General features: G+C 63.1%; 19 protein-coding genes and 3 tRNA genes. 6 read left to right on the forward strand and 16 right to left on the reverse strand.

What is annotated here, in order from left to right; genetic code table 11:
* The first annotated feature begins 1 nt into the window (after nucleotide 1).
* The 3 genes from truB (at nucleotide 2) to pnp (ending at nucleotide 3,528) form a co-directional block, all read left to right on the forward strand.
* Nucleotides 2–928, forward strand: a complete 927-nt coding sequence (truB, locus tag C0099_RS07590; RefSeq protein ID WP_173768948.1) for a tRNA pseudouridine(55) synthase TruB — start codon at nucleotides 2–4, stop codon at nucleotides 926–928.
* A gap of 69 nt (nucleotides 929–997) precedes the next feature.
* Entirely contained in the window at nucleotides 998–1,267 is a 270-nt protein-coding gene (rpsO, locus tag C0099_RS07595) for a 30S ribosomal protein S15 (RefSeq protein WP_102246876.1), read from the forward strand.
* A gap of 158 nt (nucleotides 1,268–1,425) precedes the next feature.
* Nucleotides 1,426–3,528, forward strand: a complete 2,103-nt coding sequence (gene pnp / locus C0099_RS07600; protein ID WP_102246877.1) for a polyribonucleotide nucleotidyltransferase — start codon at nucleotides 1,426–1,428, stop codon at nucleotides 3,526–3,528.
* A gap of 56 nt (nucleotides 3,529–3,584) precedes the next feature.
* On the opposite strand, the gene C0099_RS07605 is transcribed toward pnp, so the two are convergent.
* Both C0099_RS07605 and dksA read right to left on the reverse strand, forming a co-directional pair.
* Nucleotides 3,585–4,796, reverse strand: a complete 1,212-nt coding sequence (locus C0099_RS07605) for an ISL3 family transposase (protein ID WP_408634131.1) — start codon at nucleotides 4,794–4,796, stop codon at nucleotides 3,585–3,587.
* Nucleotides 4,797–4,922: 126 nt separating this feature from the next.
* Nucleotides 4,923–5,348: an RNA polymerase-binding protein DksA gene (dksA, locus tag C0099_RS07610; protein ID WP_164084885.1), complete on the reverse strand. Its 426-nt coding sequence runs from the start codon at nucleotides 5,346–5,348 to the stop codon at nucleotides 4,923–4,925.
* A 182-nt stretch (nucleotides 5,349–5,530) separates the two neighbouring features.
* Between dksA and C0099_RS07615 the strand changes: the two genes are divergently transcribed.
* The 3 genes from C0099_RS07615 to C0099_RS07625 all read left to right on the forward strand — a co-directional run bounded on the left by C0099_RS07615 (nucleotide 5,531) and on the right by C0099_RS07625 (nucleotide 5,837).
* Nucleotides 5,531–5,607 (forward strand) — tRNA-Pro (locus C0099_RS07615).
* Nucleotides 5,608–5,633: 26 nt separating this feature from the next.
* A tRNA-Arg gene (locus C0099_RS07620) sits at nucleotides 5,634–5,710 on the forward strand.
* 51 nt (nucleotides 5,711–5,761) lie between these two features.
* Nucleotides 5,762–5,837, forward strand: a tRNA-His gene (locus C0099_RS07625).
* Nucleotides 5,838–6,245: 408 nt separating this feature from the next.
* On the opposite strand, the gene C0099_RS07630 is transcribed toward C0099_RS07625, so the two are convergent.
* From C0099_RS07630 to ectB, 14 genes are all read right to left on the reverse strand, one after another.
* Nucleotides 6,246–6,563, reverse strand: coding sequence for a hypothetical protein (locus C0099_RS07630; protein WP_102246879.1), 318 nt, complete (start codon nucleotides 6,561–6,563; stop codon nucleotides 6,246–6,248).
* 134 nt (nucleotides 6,564–6,697) lie between these two features.
* The gene (locus tag C0099_RS07635; RefSeq protein ID WP_102246880.1) at nucleotides 6,698–8,038 is read right to left on the reverse strand and encodes a phage major capsid protein; all 1,341 of its coding nucleotides are present in this window, start codon (nucleotides 8,036–8,038) and stop codon (nucleotides 6,698–6,700) included.
* 233 nt (nucleotides 8,039–8,271) lie between these two features.
* On the reverse strand, nucleotides 8,272–8,490 hold the full coding sequence (locus C0099_RS07640) for a helix-turn-helix domain-containing protein (protein WP_199797665.1): 219 nt from the start codon (nucleotides 8,488–8,490) through the stop codon (nucleotides 8,272–8,274).
* Between the two features lie 28 nt (nucleotides 8,491–8,518).
* Complete coding sequence (locus tag C0099_RS15970; RefSeq protein ID WP_164084886.1) at nucleotides 8,519–8,677, reverse strand: hypothetical protein; 159 nt, start codon at nucleotides 8,675–8,677, stop codon at nucleotides 8,519–8,521.
* Nucleotides 8,677–8,940 carry a hypothetical protein gene (locus C0099_RS15835; RefSeq protein WP_123785223.1) on the reverse strand — a complete coding sequence of 88 codons (264 nt, stop codon included), beginning with the start codon at nucleotides 8,938–8,940 and terminating at the stop codon, nucleotides 8,677–8,679. Before C0099_RS15835 ends, C0099_RS15970 begins: the two co-directional genes overlap by 1 nt.
* Nucleotides 8,933–9,115, reverse strand: a complete 183-nt coding sequence (locus tag C0099_RS07650; RefSeq protein ID WP_102246883.1) for a hypothetical protein — start codon at nucleotides 9,113–9,115, stop codon at nucleotides 8,933–8,935. The genes C0099_RS15835 and C0099_RS07650 overlap by 8 nt, the downstream gene beginning before the upstream one ends.
* 496 nt (nucleotides 9,116–9,611) lie before the next feature.
* Complete coding sequence (locus C0099_RS07655; protein ID WP_102246884.1) at nucleotides 9,612–10,979, reverse strand: YfjI family protein; 1,368 nt, start codon at nucleotides 10,977–10,979, stop codon at nucleotides 9,612–9,614.
* Nucleotides 10,972–11,307, reverse strand: a complete 336-nt coding sequence (locus tag C0099_RS07660) for a hypothetical protein (protein WP_102246885.1) — start codon at nucleotides 11,305–11,307, stop codon at nucleotides 10,972–10,974. The genes C0099_RS07655 and C0099_RS07660 overlap by 8 nt, the downstream gene beginning before the upstream one ends.
* Nucleotides 11,304–11,480 (reverse strand): hypothetical protein, encoded by a 177-nt coding sequence (locus tag C0099_RS15975; RefSeq protein ID WP_164084887.1) that lies wholly within the window; start codon nucleotides 11,478–11,480, stop codon nucleotides 11,304–11,306. Before C0099_RS15975 ends, C0099_RS07660 begins: the two co-directional genes overlap by 4 nt.
* A gap of 11 nt (nucleotides 11,481–11,491) precedes the next feature.
* Nucleotides 11,492–11,701: a helix-turn-helix transcriptional regulator gene (locus tag C0099_RS07665; RefSeq protein ID WP_102246886.1), complete on the reverse strand. Its 210-nt coding sequence runs from the start codon at nucleotides 11,699–11,701 to the stop codon at nucleotides 11,492–11,494.
* A 70-nt stretch (nucleotides 11,702–11,771) separates the two neighbouring features.
* Nucleotides 11,772–12,452 carry a hypothetical protein gene (locus C0099_RS07670; protein WP_102246887.1) on the reverse strand — a complete coding sequence of 227 codons (681 nt, stop codon included), beginning with the start codon at nucleotides 12,450–12,452 and terminating at the stop codon, nucleotides 11,772–11,774.
* An 810-nt stretch (nucleotides 12,453–13,262) separates the two neighbouring features.
* Nucleotides 13,263–14,549, reverse strand: a complete 1,287-nt coding sequence (locus C0099_RS07675; protein ID WP_102246888.1) for a site-specific integrase — start codon at nucleotides 14,547–14,549, stop codon at nucleotides 13,263–13,265.
* A 331-nt stretch (nucleotides 14,550–14,880) separates the two neighbouring features.
* A complete protein-coding gene (locus C0099_RS07680) occupies nucleotides 14,881–15,270 on the reverse strand; it encodes an ectoine synthase (protein ID WP_102246889.1) in 390 nt (129 codons plus the stop codon).
* A gap of 52 nt (nucleotides 15,271–15,322) precedes the next feature.
* The gene (gene ectB, locus C0099_RS07685) at nucleotides 15,323–16,588 is read right to left on the reverse strand and encodes a diaminobutyrate--2-oxoglutarate transaminase (RefSeq protein WP_102246890.1); all 1,266 of its coding nucleotides are present in this window, start codon (nucleotides 16,586–16,588) and stop codon (nucleotides 15,323–15,325) included.
* Nucleotides 16,589–16,607 lie beyond the last annotated feature (19 nt).

Below are 16,607 nucleotides of genomic sequence, written 5' to 3' on the forward strand. Positions count from 1 at the left end.
GGTGAATCGTCCCCCACGCAGAATTCCGCGCGAGCGCATCGACGGTGTACTGCTGCTCGACAAGCCGCAGGGGCTCAGCTCCAACGGTGCGCTGCAGGCGGCCAAGCGGCTGCTCAACGCCGCCAAGGCCGGGCATACCGGTACGCTCGATCCGCTGGCCACCGGGCTGTTGCCGCTGACTTTCGGCGAGGCGACGAAGTTCTCGCAGACGCTGCTCGATGCTGACAAGGAATACGAGGCAACGATCCGCTTAGGCTTCGAAACCGATAGCGGTGACGCAGAGGGTAGCATCGTCTCGACGGCCTCCGTCGCCGTCGGGGCGGCAGCGCTGGAGTCCGCGCTGGAGCCCTTGCGCGGCGAGATCGAGCAGATTCCGCCGATGCATTCGGCGCTCAAGCGCGATGGCAAGCCGCTGTACGAGTACGCACGCGCCGGCATCGAGATCGAGCGTGCCCCGCGGCGAGTGAGCATCCACCGTCTTGATGTGCTGGCCTTCGAGGGAACCGATGTTCGCGTGTCGGTGCGATGCAGCAAGGGCACCTACATCCGCAGCCTGGCGATCGATCTGGGCCGGGCGCTCGGCTGCGGCGCGCATTTGAGCGCATTGCGGCGCACCGCGATCGGTCCCTTCGGCGTGGCCGATGCGCTCACCCTCGACGCGCTCGAAGCCGAATCCGCGCCGACGCGCCGGACGCTGCTCGCGCCACCCGACCGGCTGCTCGCGTGTCCGTCGCTGGAACTCGAGGACGGGCAGGCGCAGGCCATCCTGCAGGGCAGGGCGCTGCATGCGGCATCCGCCCTGGCCGGTCCGGTGCGCCTGCATTGCAGGCACCGCTTCCTCGGCCTCGGCGAGGTCGGCCCGGACGGCACCTTGAGGGCACGGCGACTGGTGGCGGCCGACCCCGCCGAATTTGCCCCGCACGATTGAGTTTCAGGACAGATTCCCGCTATAATCGCCCCCTTAGATTTAAAGATCGAAAAAAGAGTAAACACCCACATGGCTCTCGAAACCGTAACCAAGTCCAAGATCGTCTCCGATTACCAGCGCGCGCCGGGCGACACCGGCTCGCCCGAAGTGCAGGTGGCGCTGCTGACCGCCCGCATCAATGGCCTGACCGGCCACTTCAAGGCCAACGCCAAGGATCATCACTCGCGCCGTGGCCTGCTCAAGATGGTCAGCCAGCGCCGCAAGCTGCTCGATTATCTCAAGGGTCGCAACGCCGACAGCTATCGCAACCTGATCGAGCGTCTGGGCCTGCGCAAGTAAGCAAGTCGCCGGACGTGCGCACAGCACCCGACGCCTCTTCCGCGCGACGAGCCGGCACGGTGGTTATCCACACCGTGCCGGCTTTGTCGTTTGTGCGGCCTGTCGGCCGCCGGCCGCAGTTGTCGTTTGCTGCGGCTCTTTTCTGAAAGGAATTCATCGTGCCTCAAGCCATCAAGAAGACATTCGCCTACGGTGCGCATAGCGTCACCCTCGAGACCGGCGAGATCGCCCGTCAGGCCGGCGGCTCCGTGCTGGTCAACATGGATGACACGGTCGTGCTCGCCACCGTGGTCGCGCAGCGTGAGCCCAAGCCGGGTCAGGACTTTTTCCCGCTCACTGTCGACTACGTCGAGAAGTTCTATGCCGCCGGACGCATTCCGGGCGGCTTCTTCAAGCGCGAAGGCCGCCCCACCGAGAAGGAAACCCTGACCTGCCGCCTGATCGACCGCCCGATCCGTCCGCTCTTCCCGGAGGGCTTCTACAACGAGGTCCAGGTCATCGTGCAGGTGCTGTCGCTGAACCCGGAGATCGATTCCGACATTCCGGCCCTGATCGGCGCCTCGGCGGCGCTGGCCATCTCCGGCATTCCGTTCCACGGCCCGATCGGCGCGGCACGCGTCGGTTACGTCGACGGCGAGTACGTACTCAACCCGACGCGCAGCCAGCTCGAGCAAAGCCAGCTCGACCTGGTCGTGGCTGGTACCGAAACGGCCGTGCTGATGGTCGAATCCGAAGCGCAGGAGCTGCCCGAGGACATCATGCTGGGTTCGGTGGTGTTCGGCCACGAGCAGATGCAGCATGCGATCCAGGCCATCAACGAGCTGGTCGAGGTCGCCGGCAAGCCCGAGTGGGACTGGCAGCCGCCGGCGCGTGACGAGGCCCTGATCGCGCGCGTGCGCGAGATCGCCTACGCCGAGCTCAACGAGGCGTTCAACCTGATCGACAAGGGGCAGCGCAGCGCCCGCCTGAACGAGATCCGTGCCAAGGTCATGGCCGAGGTGATCGAGTCGGCCGAGAACCCGCCGTCGAGCAACGTCGTAAAGGACATCCTGCACGACCTGGAAGCCGAGATCGTGCGCGGACGCATCCTCAGCGGCGAGCCGCGCATCGACGGTCGTGACACGCGCACCGTGCGACCGATCGACGTCAAGGTCGGCGTGCTGCCGCGCACCCACGGCTCGGCGCTGTTTACGCGCGGCGAGACGCAGGCCATCGTGGTCGCGACGCTGGGTACCGGACGCGACGAGCAGATCATTGACGCGATCGCGGGCGAGTACCGCGAGAACTTCATGCTGCACTACAACTTTCCGCCGTTCTGCACCGGCGAGACCGGTCGTTTCGGTGGCACCAAGCGGCGCGAGGTCGGCCATGGTCGTCTGGCCAAGCGTGCCCTGGTGGCCGTGCTGCCGAAGCCCGAGGACTTCGGCTACACGATCCGTGTGGTCTCCGAGATCACCGAATCGAACGGTTCCAGTTCGATGGCGTCGGTGTGCGGCGGCTCGCTCGCGATGATGGACGCCGGCGTGCCCATGAGCAACCACGTCGCGGGCATCGCGATGGGCCTGATCAAGGATGGCAACCGCTTTGCCGTACTCTCGGACATCCTCGGCGACGAGGACCACCTCGGCGACATGGACTTCAAGGTCGCCGGCACCGAGAAGGGCGTAACGGCGCTGCAGATGGACATCAAGATCCAGGGCATCACCAAGGAGATCATGCAGGTCGCGCTGGGGCAGGCCAAGGAAGGGCGGCTGCACATCCTGGGCATCATGCAGACGGCGCTCGCCTCGCACCGCGGCGAGGTCTCGGCCTACGCGCCACGCATGATGTCGATGAAGATCAATCCGGAGAAGATCCGCGACGTGATCGGCAAGGGCGGTGCGGTGATCCGCGCGCTACAGGAAGAGACCGGTGCGATCATCGACATCCAGGATGACGGCACGATCACGATCTCGTCGATCAGCTCCGAGGGAGCACAACTGGCCAAGTCGAAGATCGAGTCGATCACCGCGGAAGCCGAGGTCGGTCGCGTCTACGACGGTACGGTGGTACGCCTGCTCGACTTCGGCGCCATTGTCAATATCCTGCCGGGCAAGGACGGGCTGCTGCACATCTCGCAGATCGCCAACGAGCGCGTCAACGCGGTCACGGACTACCTGCAGGAAGGCCAGGCGGTGCGCGTCAAGGTGCTCGAGACCGACGATCGCGGCAAGATCCGTCTCAGCATGAAGGCCTTGCTCGAGGAGCAGGCAACCGAGTGATCGGTCAGCCCGCCCGTTAACGAGAAAGGGACGCCGCGGCGTCCCTTTCTTTTGGTTCATCGCGCTTTTCCGGGGAAGGCATCCTTGATCTTGAGGAAGAAGTAGGCTGAGTCGCGAAATCCGTAGGCCATTCGCTTAATGACTTTGATGCGGTTGTTGACGCCTTCGAGCACGCTGGTGTTGAGTGGAAAGATGGCTGATGCGAGGATGCCACGCAGGTACTTGCGCAGTCGTTTGGCAAAGGCGATCGCCGGGGCAATGCCGCTGTCGATAGCCATGCGGTACCAATCTTTCCATCTGCGAGCACCTTCGCGCACGGTCGGTGCAAACCAGATTTCCTTGATCGCGGTCTTGAGCAGGTAGACGGTGGCCAGCGGTGCATTGGCCGCCAACAACTCGTCGAGCTTGACTGCTTGCTCGCTGCCGAGGTTGTCGCGGTTGCGCAGCAGCAACCAGCGAGAACGCTTGATCACTTTGCGCTGTGCGGGTGCGCTGCGCAAGGCGTTGGCCTGGTCGACCCGCACCCGATCAACGACGTCCCGGCCGAAGCGCGCAACGGCGTGAAACAGGTCGTAGACCACTTCGGCGCTCGGACAATGGGCGCGTACTTCCAGATCGAAGGCCGTGTTCATGTCCATGGCGACCGCCTCGATGCGCTGACAGCCTTGTTTGCCGAGCAACTGGAAAAACGGTCGGACCGCGGCGCGGCTGTTGCCTTCGCCGACCCATAGCACACGCATGCGCTCTGCATCCATGATTACCGTCGCGTAGCGGTGCCCCTTGTGTAGTGCGAACTCATCCATCACCAGCCGTCGCACACCCTGCGCCTCGAAAGCGCCGTGTTGGGCTTGCAGGCGCCGCTGATCGATGCGCTTGATGGTGTGCCAGTGCAAGCCGGTCAGTTGGGCTACGTGGGCAATCGGCAGGATCTTTACGAGCGCCTCGACCCAGGCCCGCAGCCGGTGCGTGATGCGCTCGCCCGCATCGAGCCAACTCAGGCGCTCGGCGGCGCGCGCACCACAGTGGTAGCAGTCGAGCCGGCGAATCGGCACATCCAGCCAGACCCGTCGGTCGAACCAGTCTCGCTCGCGCACCAGCCGTCGTCGACGTTCGTGCAGCAGCACGCAGTCACTGCCACAACGACCACATCGGGGACGGTAGGAGGGCTCTTCACACAGATGTAGAAGCAACGAGCCATCGGCACGTTCTTCGTAGGAATCCACAACATGGCCTTCCCAGAAGACCATGTCCAACATAGCATCTCGCATGACGGGGAAGAGGAAGGGGATCGGTTTGTTTGGCGACTGCCAATTTACCAACCTCCGACCCGTCAACCACTACTTCCCCCAAATCACGCGAAGAACCTTTCTTTTTGGCGGCGGTGCGTCCGCAGCTCATTTGCCCATCTGGCGTTCGCGGATCTCGTCGAGGGTCTTGCAGTCGATGCACAGCGTCGCCGTGGGACGGGCCTCCAGGCGGCGCAGACCGATCTCCACGCCGCAGTTGTCGCAATAGCCGTACTCACCCTCGTGGATGCGCGTGAGCGCCTCGTCGACCTTCTTGATCAGCCGGCGCTCGCGGTCGCGGTTGCGCAGTTCCAGCGCGATGTCCGACTCCTGGCTGGCGCGGTCGTTGGGGTCCGCAAAAACCGTCGCCTCGTCCTGCATTGCATGCACGGTGCGGTCGATGTCTTCCATCATCGTCTTCCGCGCCGCTTCGAGGATGGAGCGAAAGTGGGCGAGCTGCGCCTCGTTCATGTAGTCCTCGCCGTCATCGGCGGCGTAGGGGGCGAAGTTGCGGTTCAGTGACTCGTCCGACATGCGATTGGACCGGGTTGTCAAGAGAAGGCGCTTTAATAGCAGAAAGAACCGCACTGCACAAGCGCAATGACATTTTGCCGGCCTTGGCGCAAAAACGCTCCAGACGCGCATTTGCGCCTGATCGCAAAATGCTCCGGTGGCGTTTGACGTGCCTGTGGGCGCTGTGTAGAATGCGCGGCTCTCGGGGTGTAGCGCAGTCCGGTAGCGCGCTTGCTTTGGGAGCAAGATGTCGGGGGTTCGAATCCCTCCACCCCGACCAGCTCGCCCCGGAAGGCCCGGCCGGATCTGCCCGTAGCTCAATCGGATAGAGCACCGGCCTTCTAAGCCGGGGGTTGCAGGTTCGATCCCTGCCGGGCAGGCCAGAACAAGGTTTTTCGCATCGCGGTTTATGGACTGCGCTGCACGCTACAGCGGCGGCATTAGCTCAGTTGGTAGAGCACTGGATTGTGGCTCCAGGTGTCACGGGTTCGATTCCCGTATGTCGCCCCAAAAATCAAGCACTTACGGAAATTCGCCAATTGGCGGAAATTAAAAGTAAGCGCATAGTAAGCACAAAGGCCCGGACTCTCCGGGCCTTTTTTGCGTTGCGTGACTGCAACATTACGTCGTCCGCAAGGACCAGAAACCGCCACGCGGGCGAGTGCCGTTGAGGTTAGGCGGGTCAGGGCTTGAAGTTCGGCAGGGCGGCATACCTGCGCGTACTCGATGGGGCGCTCGCCCTCGATTAGCTCCTGCGCACCGTGGTCCCGCAGGTTACGCGCCTCGGGATCAGCCGATCCCGTTGCGTGCCTGGTTCGGCGTCGAAGTACCACCAACTGGTGTACAGGCGATCTTCGTCGTCAAGCCACAGCAGATGAAACACCGGCTGCCCCTCGCGCGACTCGATCGCGTACAGGGTCAGGGGTGTTCCGTCGTCAGCTTTCCAGCCTTGCATCTCACTCCCCCGATGATGCGACCTCGCGGCAGGGAACGCAGGAATACGGCGCGCACCAGTTCGGGATCGACGAAAGCGAAGCCCGACAGGCGGCGCAGCATCGGCCCGCCGTGGATCAGGTCTTGGAATGCCGCGCGACGATAGCCCGCTTGGTCCTTGCCGGTCGTCGCATAGATTCGGGCGTCCTCGATGAACTGCGACAGCGCGGCATGCCATAGGTCGAGTTCCGGCAGATCAGGCGCGTGCGTCTCAGATTGGGGGCTGCGTGTCCTCGGCTGCATCCATGACCTCGTGCATGAAAATGGGCGGCACCGCATCACGCGACCCGCCCTGCCAGTGTTTTCCCCTCACGCACACCGAAAAGCGTGTCCAGCTCCCCGTGAGGGTTTAGCCCTCACGGCCCGCTGGCTGGGCGTTACTCGCTCGAAGGTGCGCTCAGATCCATGTGATAGACCGCCCAGGCGTCGCGGACCTCAAGGCCGGCGCGCAGCTCTCCCAGGATCGCCACCAAGTTGCGGGTGAAGTAATCCTTATGGCTGTTGGAGAGCATCACCGATGCCTGCTCACGGTCGAGCACGGTCACGTGCGACCCGTCGATCGTCAGCGCCTCGCCTTCCGGCATCGCGGGGGTACGGACGACGGCCACGTTCCACAGCGACGGCGGGACGGGCATCGTCGGCGAACCGAAAAGGTATTCATTATCGGTGTCGCCCTTGCGGGTGAGCTGCAAGCGGAACCAGTCGAGCGGGTTCATCACCACGATGGACGGGGAATAGCCCTTGTCGGCCTGCCGCACCAGCGCCTCGCCGATGATGTCGGCCGGCGTTGCGCCGATCGTGGGCAGGAAGGTCGTACCGACCTCGATGAAGCCCTCGATCTTGCCCTGTCCGCCTTGACCGTTGATCAGGCGATGCTCGAGGCGGGCCATCAGCTTGTTGTTCATCACTTCGTTGATGTTCGCCTGCAGCGCCGCATGATCCGACAGCACCTGACGCGATGCCGTGGTGTGGCCGGCGATCGTTACGATATTCGCGCGGACCAACTCGCCCTCGATATCGATCTCTTTCTTCTCGTCGCCTTCCTCCAACTGCTCGGACGGCTCGCCGTCGTAGTGCAGGCGGACATGCTCGACCGAATCAGCGGTCGTCGGGCGGCTTTCGAGGGCTTCGAGCAGGCGCAACGGACGCAGGGCAGGACCGAACACGCCGGAGCGTTCCGGGTTGCTCGGCATGTAGTGCCCTTCGCTCGAAGTGCCTTCGCTCGGGGTGTTGATGATCGCGCGGATGCCGGCATGAACCGGCGCGCGGGCGGTGCCCTGGTTCCACTCGGACAGCGCAGCGAATGCCGACGACTCGCGAAGCGAATCAAGCGCTTCTGCGCCGACGGAATTGATCAGCGCGGCAGTGCCTTCGCCATAGCCGTGTTTCGCGACGGCTTGCTCGATTGCCTGCAAGCGCGCGGAGATTTCGCCGCTATGCCCGAAGTGCTTTTCAAGGTTGCTCTGCACGTCCTTGAGATTGGCCTGCACTTCCTTGTACTGCTCCGCGACATCCTCGAGGCTGCCGACCTTGCCGAACTGGCGGCGGAAGGTGCCCGTGTAAGATGATGTGCCGCTCTCCGTGAAAAGTGCCGCCAGTGCGACGATGAACAGCGAGGCGAGCATCGCCAGGGGTGTGACCCCGAACACAGCCGGGATCGCGGCGGCCAGGGCGGTGACACCCAGGAATACCGCAGGGGTGAGATTCAGTTTTTTCATGGTCAGATCTCCAAACGGGTTGTGTTTGCGCTTGCGCGCAGCTCACAGGGCGTTACCTTTCGGCGTTCGGCGGACATCCATCGCGCCGGCCTGCTGGCATCTCGCGCAACAGGGCGTCCGGGGTCGGGCCTGGTGGCGACGGGATCTCCCTCGTCGCTCGTTGCCACATCTCGTAGGCAATTACCCCGAGGGTATCGACTCGATGAGCGTGTATCCATTCCGAATAATGCCTTTTAATGTCGTCGAGCTTCGATCCATGCCGCAAGGTCATCAACGCGGTATGAAATACGGCTCCCGGCGACCGGAATACGGTAGGCCGGCGGGCCGGTGCCCTGGTGGCGCAGGTTCTTCAGCGTTCCGGGGTGCAGCCCGAGCAGTTGGGCGGCGTCGGCCTCGCTCACGCGCTCGTCGCAACTGACGGCGACTCGATTCGCGCGGATCGCGTCACGCATGGCCTGTGCGATCTCGTGCGTGCGTTGTTCACTCGCCATCGTCGAGGCCTTCGATGATCTGACGCGCGATCCGCCTGCAATCATCCCGGCGCATCCCTTCGCGGCTTAACGTGCGTTCGACGAAGCGCACGCGCAGGGCACGCGCCTTGCGCGGCGACGGCCCACGCAGGCGCTCGAGCAGGTTCATCAATGCGCGCATGGGCGAACCTCCCGGATCGGCACGGTCGCCAACAGGTGCCGCGCGTGCCCCTCGCGCTCTACAAGCCACAGGCGCACGCTCGGATGCTCGGGATGGGGTACGACTTCGACCGCTGGCTGCGCGCCGCCATTGAGGGCCGTTTCGACGGCTTGCAGGGTGTTGGTATCGGCGCGGTCAATCGTCGCGGCTACCAGCCGCGCAGCGGCCTGGATCAGCTGCGCGGCATCGCGTGAAATGTCATGTTCATTCATGGTTGCGGTTCTCCAGTGGTTCGGCGGCAATCGCCGCGTGGTGTTCGGCCAGGACACGCGAGAGCGGCACGGCATCCTGGTATCGCTTCGTCGTCGGCTCGATCTCCGGCCAGTGAATCCGCCACACGCGAGCCAGGCGAAGGGCTTCGTCAGAAGTGCTTCGTTCCTGGTCCATCACTTCACCCCCCCCCATCCTGAAAATCGGATTCGTACAAAAAAAGGCTGGGCGGCCGGTCCTTTGGGAAGGGGCTTCGAACTTTTCGACCGCCCCCCGGCTGCGCGTGCATTTGATTGCGCACGCACGGGGTTGGCTGATGAGCGATCCATCAGCCGCACGTGATGGGTTGCCCTGGTGCCACCCCTCCCCCTATTCATTTCGCGGTTTTGCTCAACGTGAGGGGCGGCCGGTCTATTCGTGCGGCGCTGCGAACTTCTCGACCGCCCCCCGTTGTCTCTGTGTGTACCTTGGTGAATTAGGCGAATTAGGCGAACAAGCAGTAACGGCGCGGGTTTCAGCGGCACGCTAGGAAGCGAGCTAAGTGCATTAACTCGATCGCCGGTATCGGGTGCCGTGCCTTTACTCGCTGCTAACTCGCTGCAAGCTCGCTGCTGCATGCCTTGCTGTTGCTGATAACTCACCAAATTCACCAACTTCACTACACGTGCGCGACTCATTGCTGCGCCTCCTGGTCGGCGGCCGGGTAGTAGCGCAGCGCCACACGTCCGCCCGTGTTCGCGTCCTTGCGCTGGACGATCAGGGGCGGGGCCAGGTTGAGCAGGGTTTCGAGGGCAGCACGCACCGGCTTGATCTTCTTGCGGTGCCAGACCTCTTGCAGTTCGGTCAGGCTGATTCCGGGCCGGGCCTTCACGGCCTGGAATACCTCGGTCGCGAATGGGTCCAGTTCGTCGTCGCCGTCGCCGCTGCGGAACACGAACGACACCGACTCGATCCAGTAGTCGATCCATGCGAAGGCGGCGTGCAGGTCGCACGGCTCGATCTCGCGCCGGCAGTCCATCAACGCGAAGATCATCGCGAGCATTCGCGCATAGACCTCTGTGCGTGCCAGCAGCGCGCCCAGCTTGCCGTCGCGATCGCGGGTCAGGCGCGGGTATTGCTCGCACCACAGTTCGGCAGCCTCGTCGCCAAGCGTTACTTCCTGCGTGCAGTTGGCGAGAAGATTGCCCCCGGTGGCTGCCTCGACGGCATCGGCGAAGTGAGTCGCCAGGGCGTCGAGCTTGTGGGCCGGCGTGGGTTTCGGTAGCGGCACAAGCTTGGGGCGGTACACGAACAGGATCACGAAGCGATTCAGCAGCCCATTGGCCGCGTCGCCTTCGGTCGCACGCTCGCGCAGTTCGTGGCCGGTGATGTGCCCGATGATCACCACGTGCGGCCTACTGGCGCGCGTCGGTGCGGATTTGGTCAGCGGCTCGAGGTCGCGCCCGTCCCACAGATTGCGCACCGTCGCTGACAGGGTGTTTCCTTCGCGCCGACAGTGCGCCAGGACGTTGGCGAACTCGGATTCAATCACCAGCAGCCGCTTGTCATCGACGCCTGCGTCTGCCCCCTTGCCGTTGTCGTCCGCCTCGCGCGCGTCCCGTATCGCGAACGCGACGCCTTCGCCGGTCGAAAGCCCTCCGGCGTGGATGCGCAGCCGCGCGTCGCTCTTGGTGCGGCGGCGCAGTTTCGCATCGGTGCGCTTGAACACTTCCCGCACCAGTGTTTCAGCGGTCCCCTTGCGCGCCTTCCCAGATTTGCCCGCAACGATACAAAAGGGGCGGCAATGCACAATCCCGTCGCCGATACGCTGTATCGGGCCACGCCCTACCATCGCGGAGAAAGACGCAATGCAGTTCGCGGCTACGGCGACCGGGTGCGCCTCGCTGCTCTCCGTCGCCAGGTCGCACACTTTGCGCAACTGTGGCGGGAACCCCTCGGGGCGCATCTGTGGCGGCGCGAGCGGGTTGTCGGCGCGGTCGGTCGGTCCATCAGGCAGGCCGGAAACCTGCACGGGGATCTCTGGCAGCAGTCGGTCAGTCATCGCGTCCCCCTGCAATGACGACGTGCTCGGCGAAGGGCGGGCGCTGCATCAAGAGCACCAAGCGGCGCGGGCCGGCGGCGACGATGGCCTGCACGGTCGAGCGCAACCGGTCGCGGCTTGGTCGGTCGGCGTTGGCGACCAGTACGTCGCGGCCCGCGACTTGTGACCAGTCGAGCGCGCCAGGGTCGGCGTCACGGAACACGGACAGCACCGGGCGCACGGGCCTCTGTGGCGGTGCCTGGTCGATGAAGATGAGGATGTCGCGCGGCTCTTGCCCTTCGGCAAGGGTCGCGTCCAGTTGGCGGGCGTAGGCGGGGCGGCGGGTCATCGGGCCACCTCCGCGATCAACAGCAGCACGGCCAGCAGCGCGGCCGCTGCGACCGTTACGCCGATCACCGCGAAGGCTGCGCTACAGGCCTGGTGAAAAGTGAAGCGGGCAGGGGTAGAATCAGCGCGACCGCTCGCGCTCGTCTGCCCTTCGGGGCGGCGGGCGTTTTTCATGACGCGCCCCTTTACCGCGTGCTCGAGTAGCGAGGCGCGGTCAGCTTTGCGTCAATCCACGCGTCCAAGTCCTCGGGGTGATATACGGCACGGTTGCCGAATTTTCGATAGGCGGGGCCGCCCCCGACTGTGACAAGCTTTTGAAGGGTGGTATGCGAATAATGCAATCCGCGCTCAGTAAGATACGCGGCGGCTTCTTTGCGGCTCAGGTAGCGGGTCATTGCTGCATTCCTCGTAAAAGTAAGGTGCAGCACGAATACTATCGACCACGCGTGCGGGTTTTGGGGGACGCTAGAGGCTTATTTTTCTCCAATGTTTTGCATCCTCGATCGCGGCATGAATATGGCGCTCGGGGAATTCGATGGTGGACCCGCCGTGATCTTGCAGCCAATACGCCACGTACCTGTAAAAAACGGTGTTCTCACTTGAACTGATTGCGTGATTGGGTAGGGCCTCAGCGAACCAATACGCCAATTCCTGAATGGCCGGCACGAATCTTTTTGCGCAGCGACTTCCGCCACCCTTGCCGGGGCGATTCAATTCAACCTGTGCCACTATTTCCGCCAAGCTGCGAGCGGACGCGCGCCGCTCTGAATCGTCCTGCTCGATCAGCCGGTCGATCGCTTGCTCGAAGTGCGAGTCTCTCAAGTGGCGCTTGGCTAGTGGCTTTATCGCAGTATTGCGATCGTAGCTGTCTAACGCCTCAACGTCCGCAGGGGGCAGTGCACTGATCGCCTGGCGGACGACGCGGATAGCGCGATCCGTGTCGCCGCGACCACTTGCGATTTTCTCCAGCCCCTTTTGCAAGCGTTCTATGTTCGCTGCATATTCCTTGAAAGTGACTGCGGGTGCGTACAAGTCCGCGAGGAATCGTTGCCGCTGCGACGCGGCAACTAGTCCGTGTGCCAGCAGTTCTAGTGCGCGTGGTTCCGTCACATTCAACAGCTTCGAGAGCGTCGTGCGTGCGCTCATTTTCGCGCTTCGAATAGGTGAATGACGTTCCCCTCGCGCCGCATCGGTTGACGCTTGCGCTCCTTCTCGGCGCGATCAGGATCAATCAGTGGCTTCGGTCGCGGAAGTGCCCACATGCGGGACATGAATTCATGTTCAGCCCGATGGTATGCAGCCCAGCGCGCCGACCCTTCCTGCTCGCTGACGATGATCGTTACCCGGAAGGTATGCTTCGAAGCGCGCTCAATCCACCTATCCCCTGCGTTCCATCCTGCTGTTCGTCGCGACGTCTTGCCGCCGCGATGGATTGAACCGTCGGCAAGGATTGTAACTACCGTTTTGGGCATTCCTGTGGAGCCGGGCAGATGGCACGGGGCAACAAGGCCAGCGGCGACTAAGGCAGAAGCTGTGCCTCGGAAGGTGTCTCCATGCGGATAGGATTCTTTTTTCACTCCTGGAGCGTACTCGAAAGTCACGGAAGGGCGCTCGGGTCGATCAGGGAATCGGATATGCGCACGAAATTTCCCGTCGTGCCATGCCTCAATGTATCCCGGAAAACCGCGAGGATCTACGAAGCGTAGGCGGCGTTTGGGGCCTCCTGTTTCGCCGGGGTAGGGTTGATCTACTGCGAGCCCTAGCCCTTGTAGCTGTTCCTTCGTGCCGTAAAGACTCTCTCCCCACCAGCATGGGCTAAACTCAATCTCGCTGTGATCTGCCGTAGAATTTCCTGTAGGCATGGTGCATCTCCTTGCAGGTGCATATGCTCAGGGCCGGTCGGATGTTCCCGCATCCGCTCGGCCCGCCTCATAGGCGGCTACCGGACGGCGCCGCTTATTTCCGGGCCTCCGCGAGTTCAATCACGTCGGCTTTCTCGGTTTCGCCATTGAGTCCCGCCAGCGCTACCGAGGCGGCGCGCTCGGCAATGGTCTTGCGGGCGTCCTCGGCGTAGTGGATATAACGCAGGGTGGTTTCAACCTGTTTGTGTCCTAGCAACTCCATCAGCTCCACGGCCGATGCTCCCTGCATGGCAAAGTGAGTCCCGATGCTGTGGCGAAGGCCGTGCAGTCCGAGGTCGGCAGGCAGGCGGGCACGGGTGCGGACCTTGGGCCACTCGCGGCCCAGTTCGATGGGGCTGTCAGCACGCCAGGCGCGAAAAACGTAATCGTCGGCCTCGCCGGCAGGCTGTCGCGCGATGATTGCCTGCGCCTCGGCCGGCAACATGATGATGCGGGGCTTGCCGCTGCGGTGCCCGGTCTTGTGGGCGTGCGGCGGTAGCACGATGCGGCCGGCCTTCAGATCGACGTACTTCCACCGCAGCCCGGAGACTTCTCCACGCCGTGCGCCCGTTAGCGCGATCAGGCGGATTGCGTCAGCGGCAGGGGAGCGCAGTCGCTTCTCGTCCTCAAGTTCCTGGATGGCCTCGAACATGCGCCGGTAGTCGTCGGCACTGTCCAGAATGGTGTCGCGAGTGCCGGTCTGCCAGCACTTCATGGTGCTGGCCGGGTTGTCCTTCAAATAACCTTGTTCCGCCGCCCACTTGTAGAGCGCGGACAGCAGCAGCACGGCCTTGTCGGCGGTACCCTTGCCGCCTCTCACTTTCGCAAGCCCTCTGCTGCGGCCGGTCTTGACGTTGGCGGCCGTCTTGCCCTCGGTGATTTCGCGGTGCATGCGCTTGACCATCTCGGGGGTTACACGGTCGGCGAAGTGCTTGCCCATCGTTGGGCGCAGGTGCCGCTCGATGCGACCACGGTCGACAGTGCGCGTGCTGTCTGCTTTCGCCTGGAATGCTTCGCTGTCCAGGTAGGCGTCGAGCAGATCGCCGACGGTCTCGGCCTTGCGACGCTCCTGTTTTTCGCCCTGCGGGTCTTTGCCGCTGTGCACCTGAAAGGCGAGTTCCTTGGCTTTGCGCCGTGCCATGTCGGTAGTCAGGGTGTCGGACAGCTTGCCGATGGTCAGGCGTCGGGTGCGTCCCTCGGGGGATCGGTATTGATAGACGAATGAGCGCGCCCCCGACGGGAAAATCTTGATACCGAAGCCCTTTATTTCGTCATCCCATGCGAATACTTCGCGGTCTGGAATCTGTAGCTTTTCTACAAATGCCTTGGTCAGTTTCGGCATACTCCAGCTCTCCTCCAAATGTGCCACAGTAAGCACATAGTAACGGTCAGGGGGTAAATATGAGTTTGAGTGCTGGAATTGAAAGTAACGGGTTTCGCCAGTGAATACAAGGAAACGGTAAGTTTGTGGTTTCACACAGTAAGCATCGGAAAATGGCAGAAATGCACCAAAATGGGGATTGTGGCTCCAGGTGTCACGGGTTCGATTCCCGTATGTCGCCCCATCACACGCCAAACGGCACCCTGCGGGGTGCCGTTTGGCGTTTTCGCGTATGCAAAAGAAAAAAGCCCGGGGCTTTTACTCCCGGGCCTTTCGCACGTTGCGTCTCGGATCAGTCGAGTACCGGATAGGCGCCCGTGGCGTCGTGCTTCTCGCGGCCCGTGAGCGGCGGGTTGAACACGCACACCATGCGCATGTGGGTGCCACGATTGGCGCGCAGGATGTGCTTGTCGTGCTTGTTCAGCGCATACAGCGTGCCGGCCCGGATGGGGTGAATCTCCCCGGTGCCCAGGTCTTCGATCTCGCCTTCGCCCTCAATGCAATAGACGGTCTCTAGGTGGTTGCGATACTCCATTTCAAGGTTCGCGCCTTCCTTGATGATGGTGTCGTTGACCGAATAGCCCATGCCATCGCTCTTGAGAATGAAGCGACGGCTGTTCCAGCCATCGGAATCGACATCGGCGTCGGTGCCGATGATCTGGTCCAGATTCTTGACGATCATGAATGCTCCTTGTGGGTAGAGGATGCCTCGCGCGGCGCGCGGGGCAGAAGGTTCACGCCGCGTCCTTGGACTGCGACTTGATGACCGAGGCGGTGCTGCGCTCGATGATATCGAGTCCGCGCACCAGTTCTTCCTCGCTCATCGTCAGGCTGGGCAGCAGCTTGAGCACCTCGTCGGAGATGCCGGCGGTCTCGATGATCAGGCCATTGTCGAAACATTCGGCCGAGATCTTTCCGGGGAGTTCGGCGTCTTCGAACGCAACGCCCCAGATCAGGCCGCGACCGCGCACCGTGGCGGCCAGGCCGAGCTTGTCGATGATCGCGTTCAGGCGGCTCGAGACGAGCTTCTCCTTGGCCGCGAGCGACTTCTCGAACCAGCCGTCGGCCCAGAACTCCAGCGCCGCGGTGGCGGTCACGAAGGCCGGGTTGTGACCACGGAAGGTGCCGTTGTGCTCGCCCGGCGCCCACTCGTCGAGTTCGGGCTTCATCAGCACCAGCGCCAGCGGCAGGCCGTAGCCGGAGAGCGACTTGGACAGCGTGATGATGTCGGGCTCGATCCCTGCGTCTTCGAAGCTGAAGAACTTGCCGGTGCGGCCGCAGCCGACCTGGATGTCGTCGACGATGAGCAGCACGCCGTGCTCGCGCGTGATGTCGCGCAGGCGACGCAGCCATTCCATGCTCGCGACGTTGACGCCGCCTTCGGCCTGCACGGTCTCGAGGATCACCGCCGCCGGCGTATCCAGGCCGCTGCCGTCGTCGGCGAGCATGCGCGCGAGGTAATCGAGGGTGTCGATGTCGTCACCCAGATAGCCCTCGAAAGGCACGGCCAGCGTATTGTTGAGCGGTACTCCGGCGCCGGCGCGCTTGAAGCCGTTGCCGGTGACGGCGAGCGAACCTAGGGTCATGCCATGGAAGGCATTGGTGAAATTGACGATGCGCTCGCGGCCCGTGACCTTGCGCGCGAGCTTGAGCGCGGTCTCCACGGCATTGGTGCCGGTCGGTCCGGGAAACTGCATCTTGTAGGCCATGTTGCGCGGCTTGAGGATGACCTCCTGGAAGCGCTCGATGAAGTTGCGCTTGGCTACGCTGTACATGTCCAGCGAATGGGTGATGCCGTCCGCGGCCAGATAGTCGATCAGCGCGGCCTTGATGCGGTCCGGGTTATGCCCGTAGTTGAGCACACCGGCACCGGCGAAAAAGTCCAGATAGCTGCGGCCGTTCTCGTCCGTCATCCAGGCGCCCTTGGCACTCTTGAATACGGTGGGGAAGTTGCGGCAGTAGCTGCGCACCTCGGATTCGTACTGTTCGAAGATGTTCATGTTCGATCCTCCTCGTTAT

Origin of the sequence: Pseudazoarcus pumilus, assembly GCF_002872475.1 — a bacterium.
In the GTDB taxonomy this organism is placed as follows: Bacteria; Pseudomonadota; Gammaproteobacteria; order Burkholderiales; family Rhodocyclaceae; genus Pseudazoarcus; species Pseudazoarcus pumilus.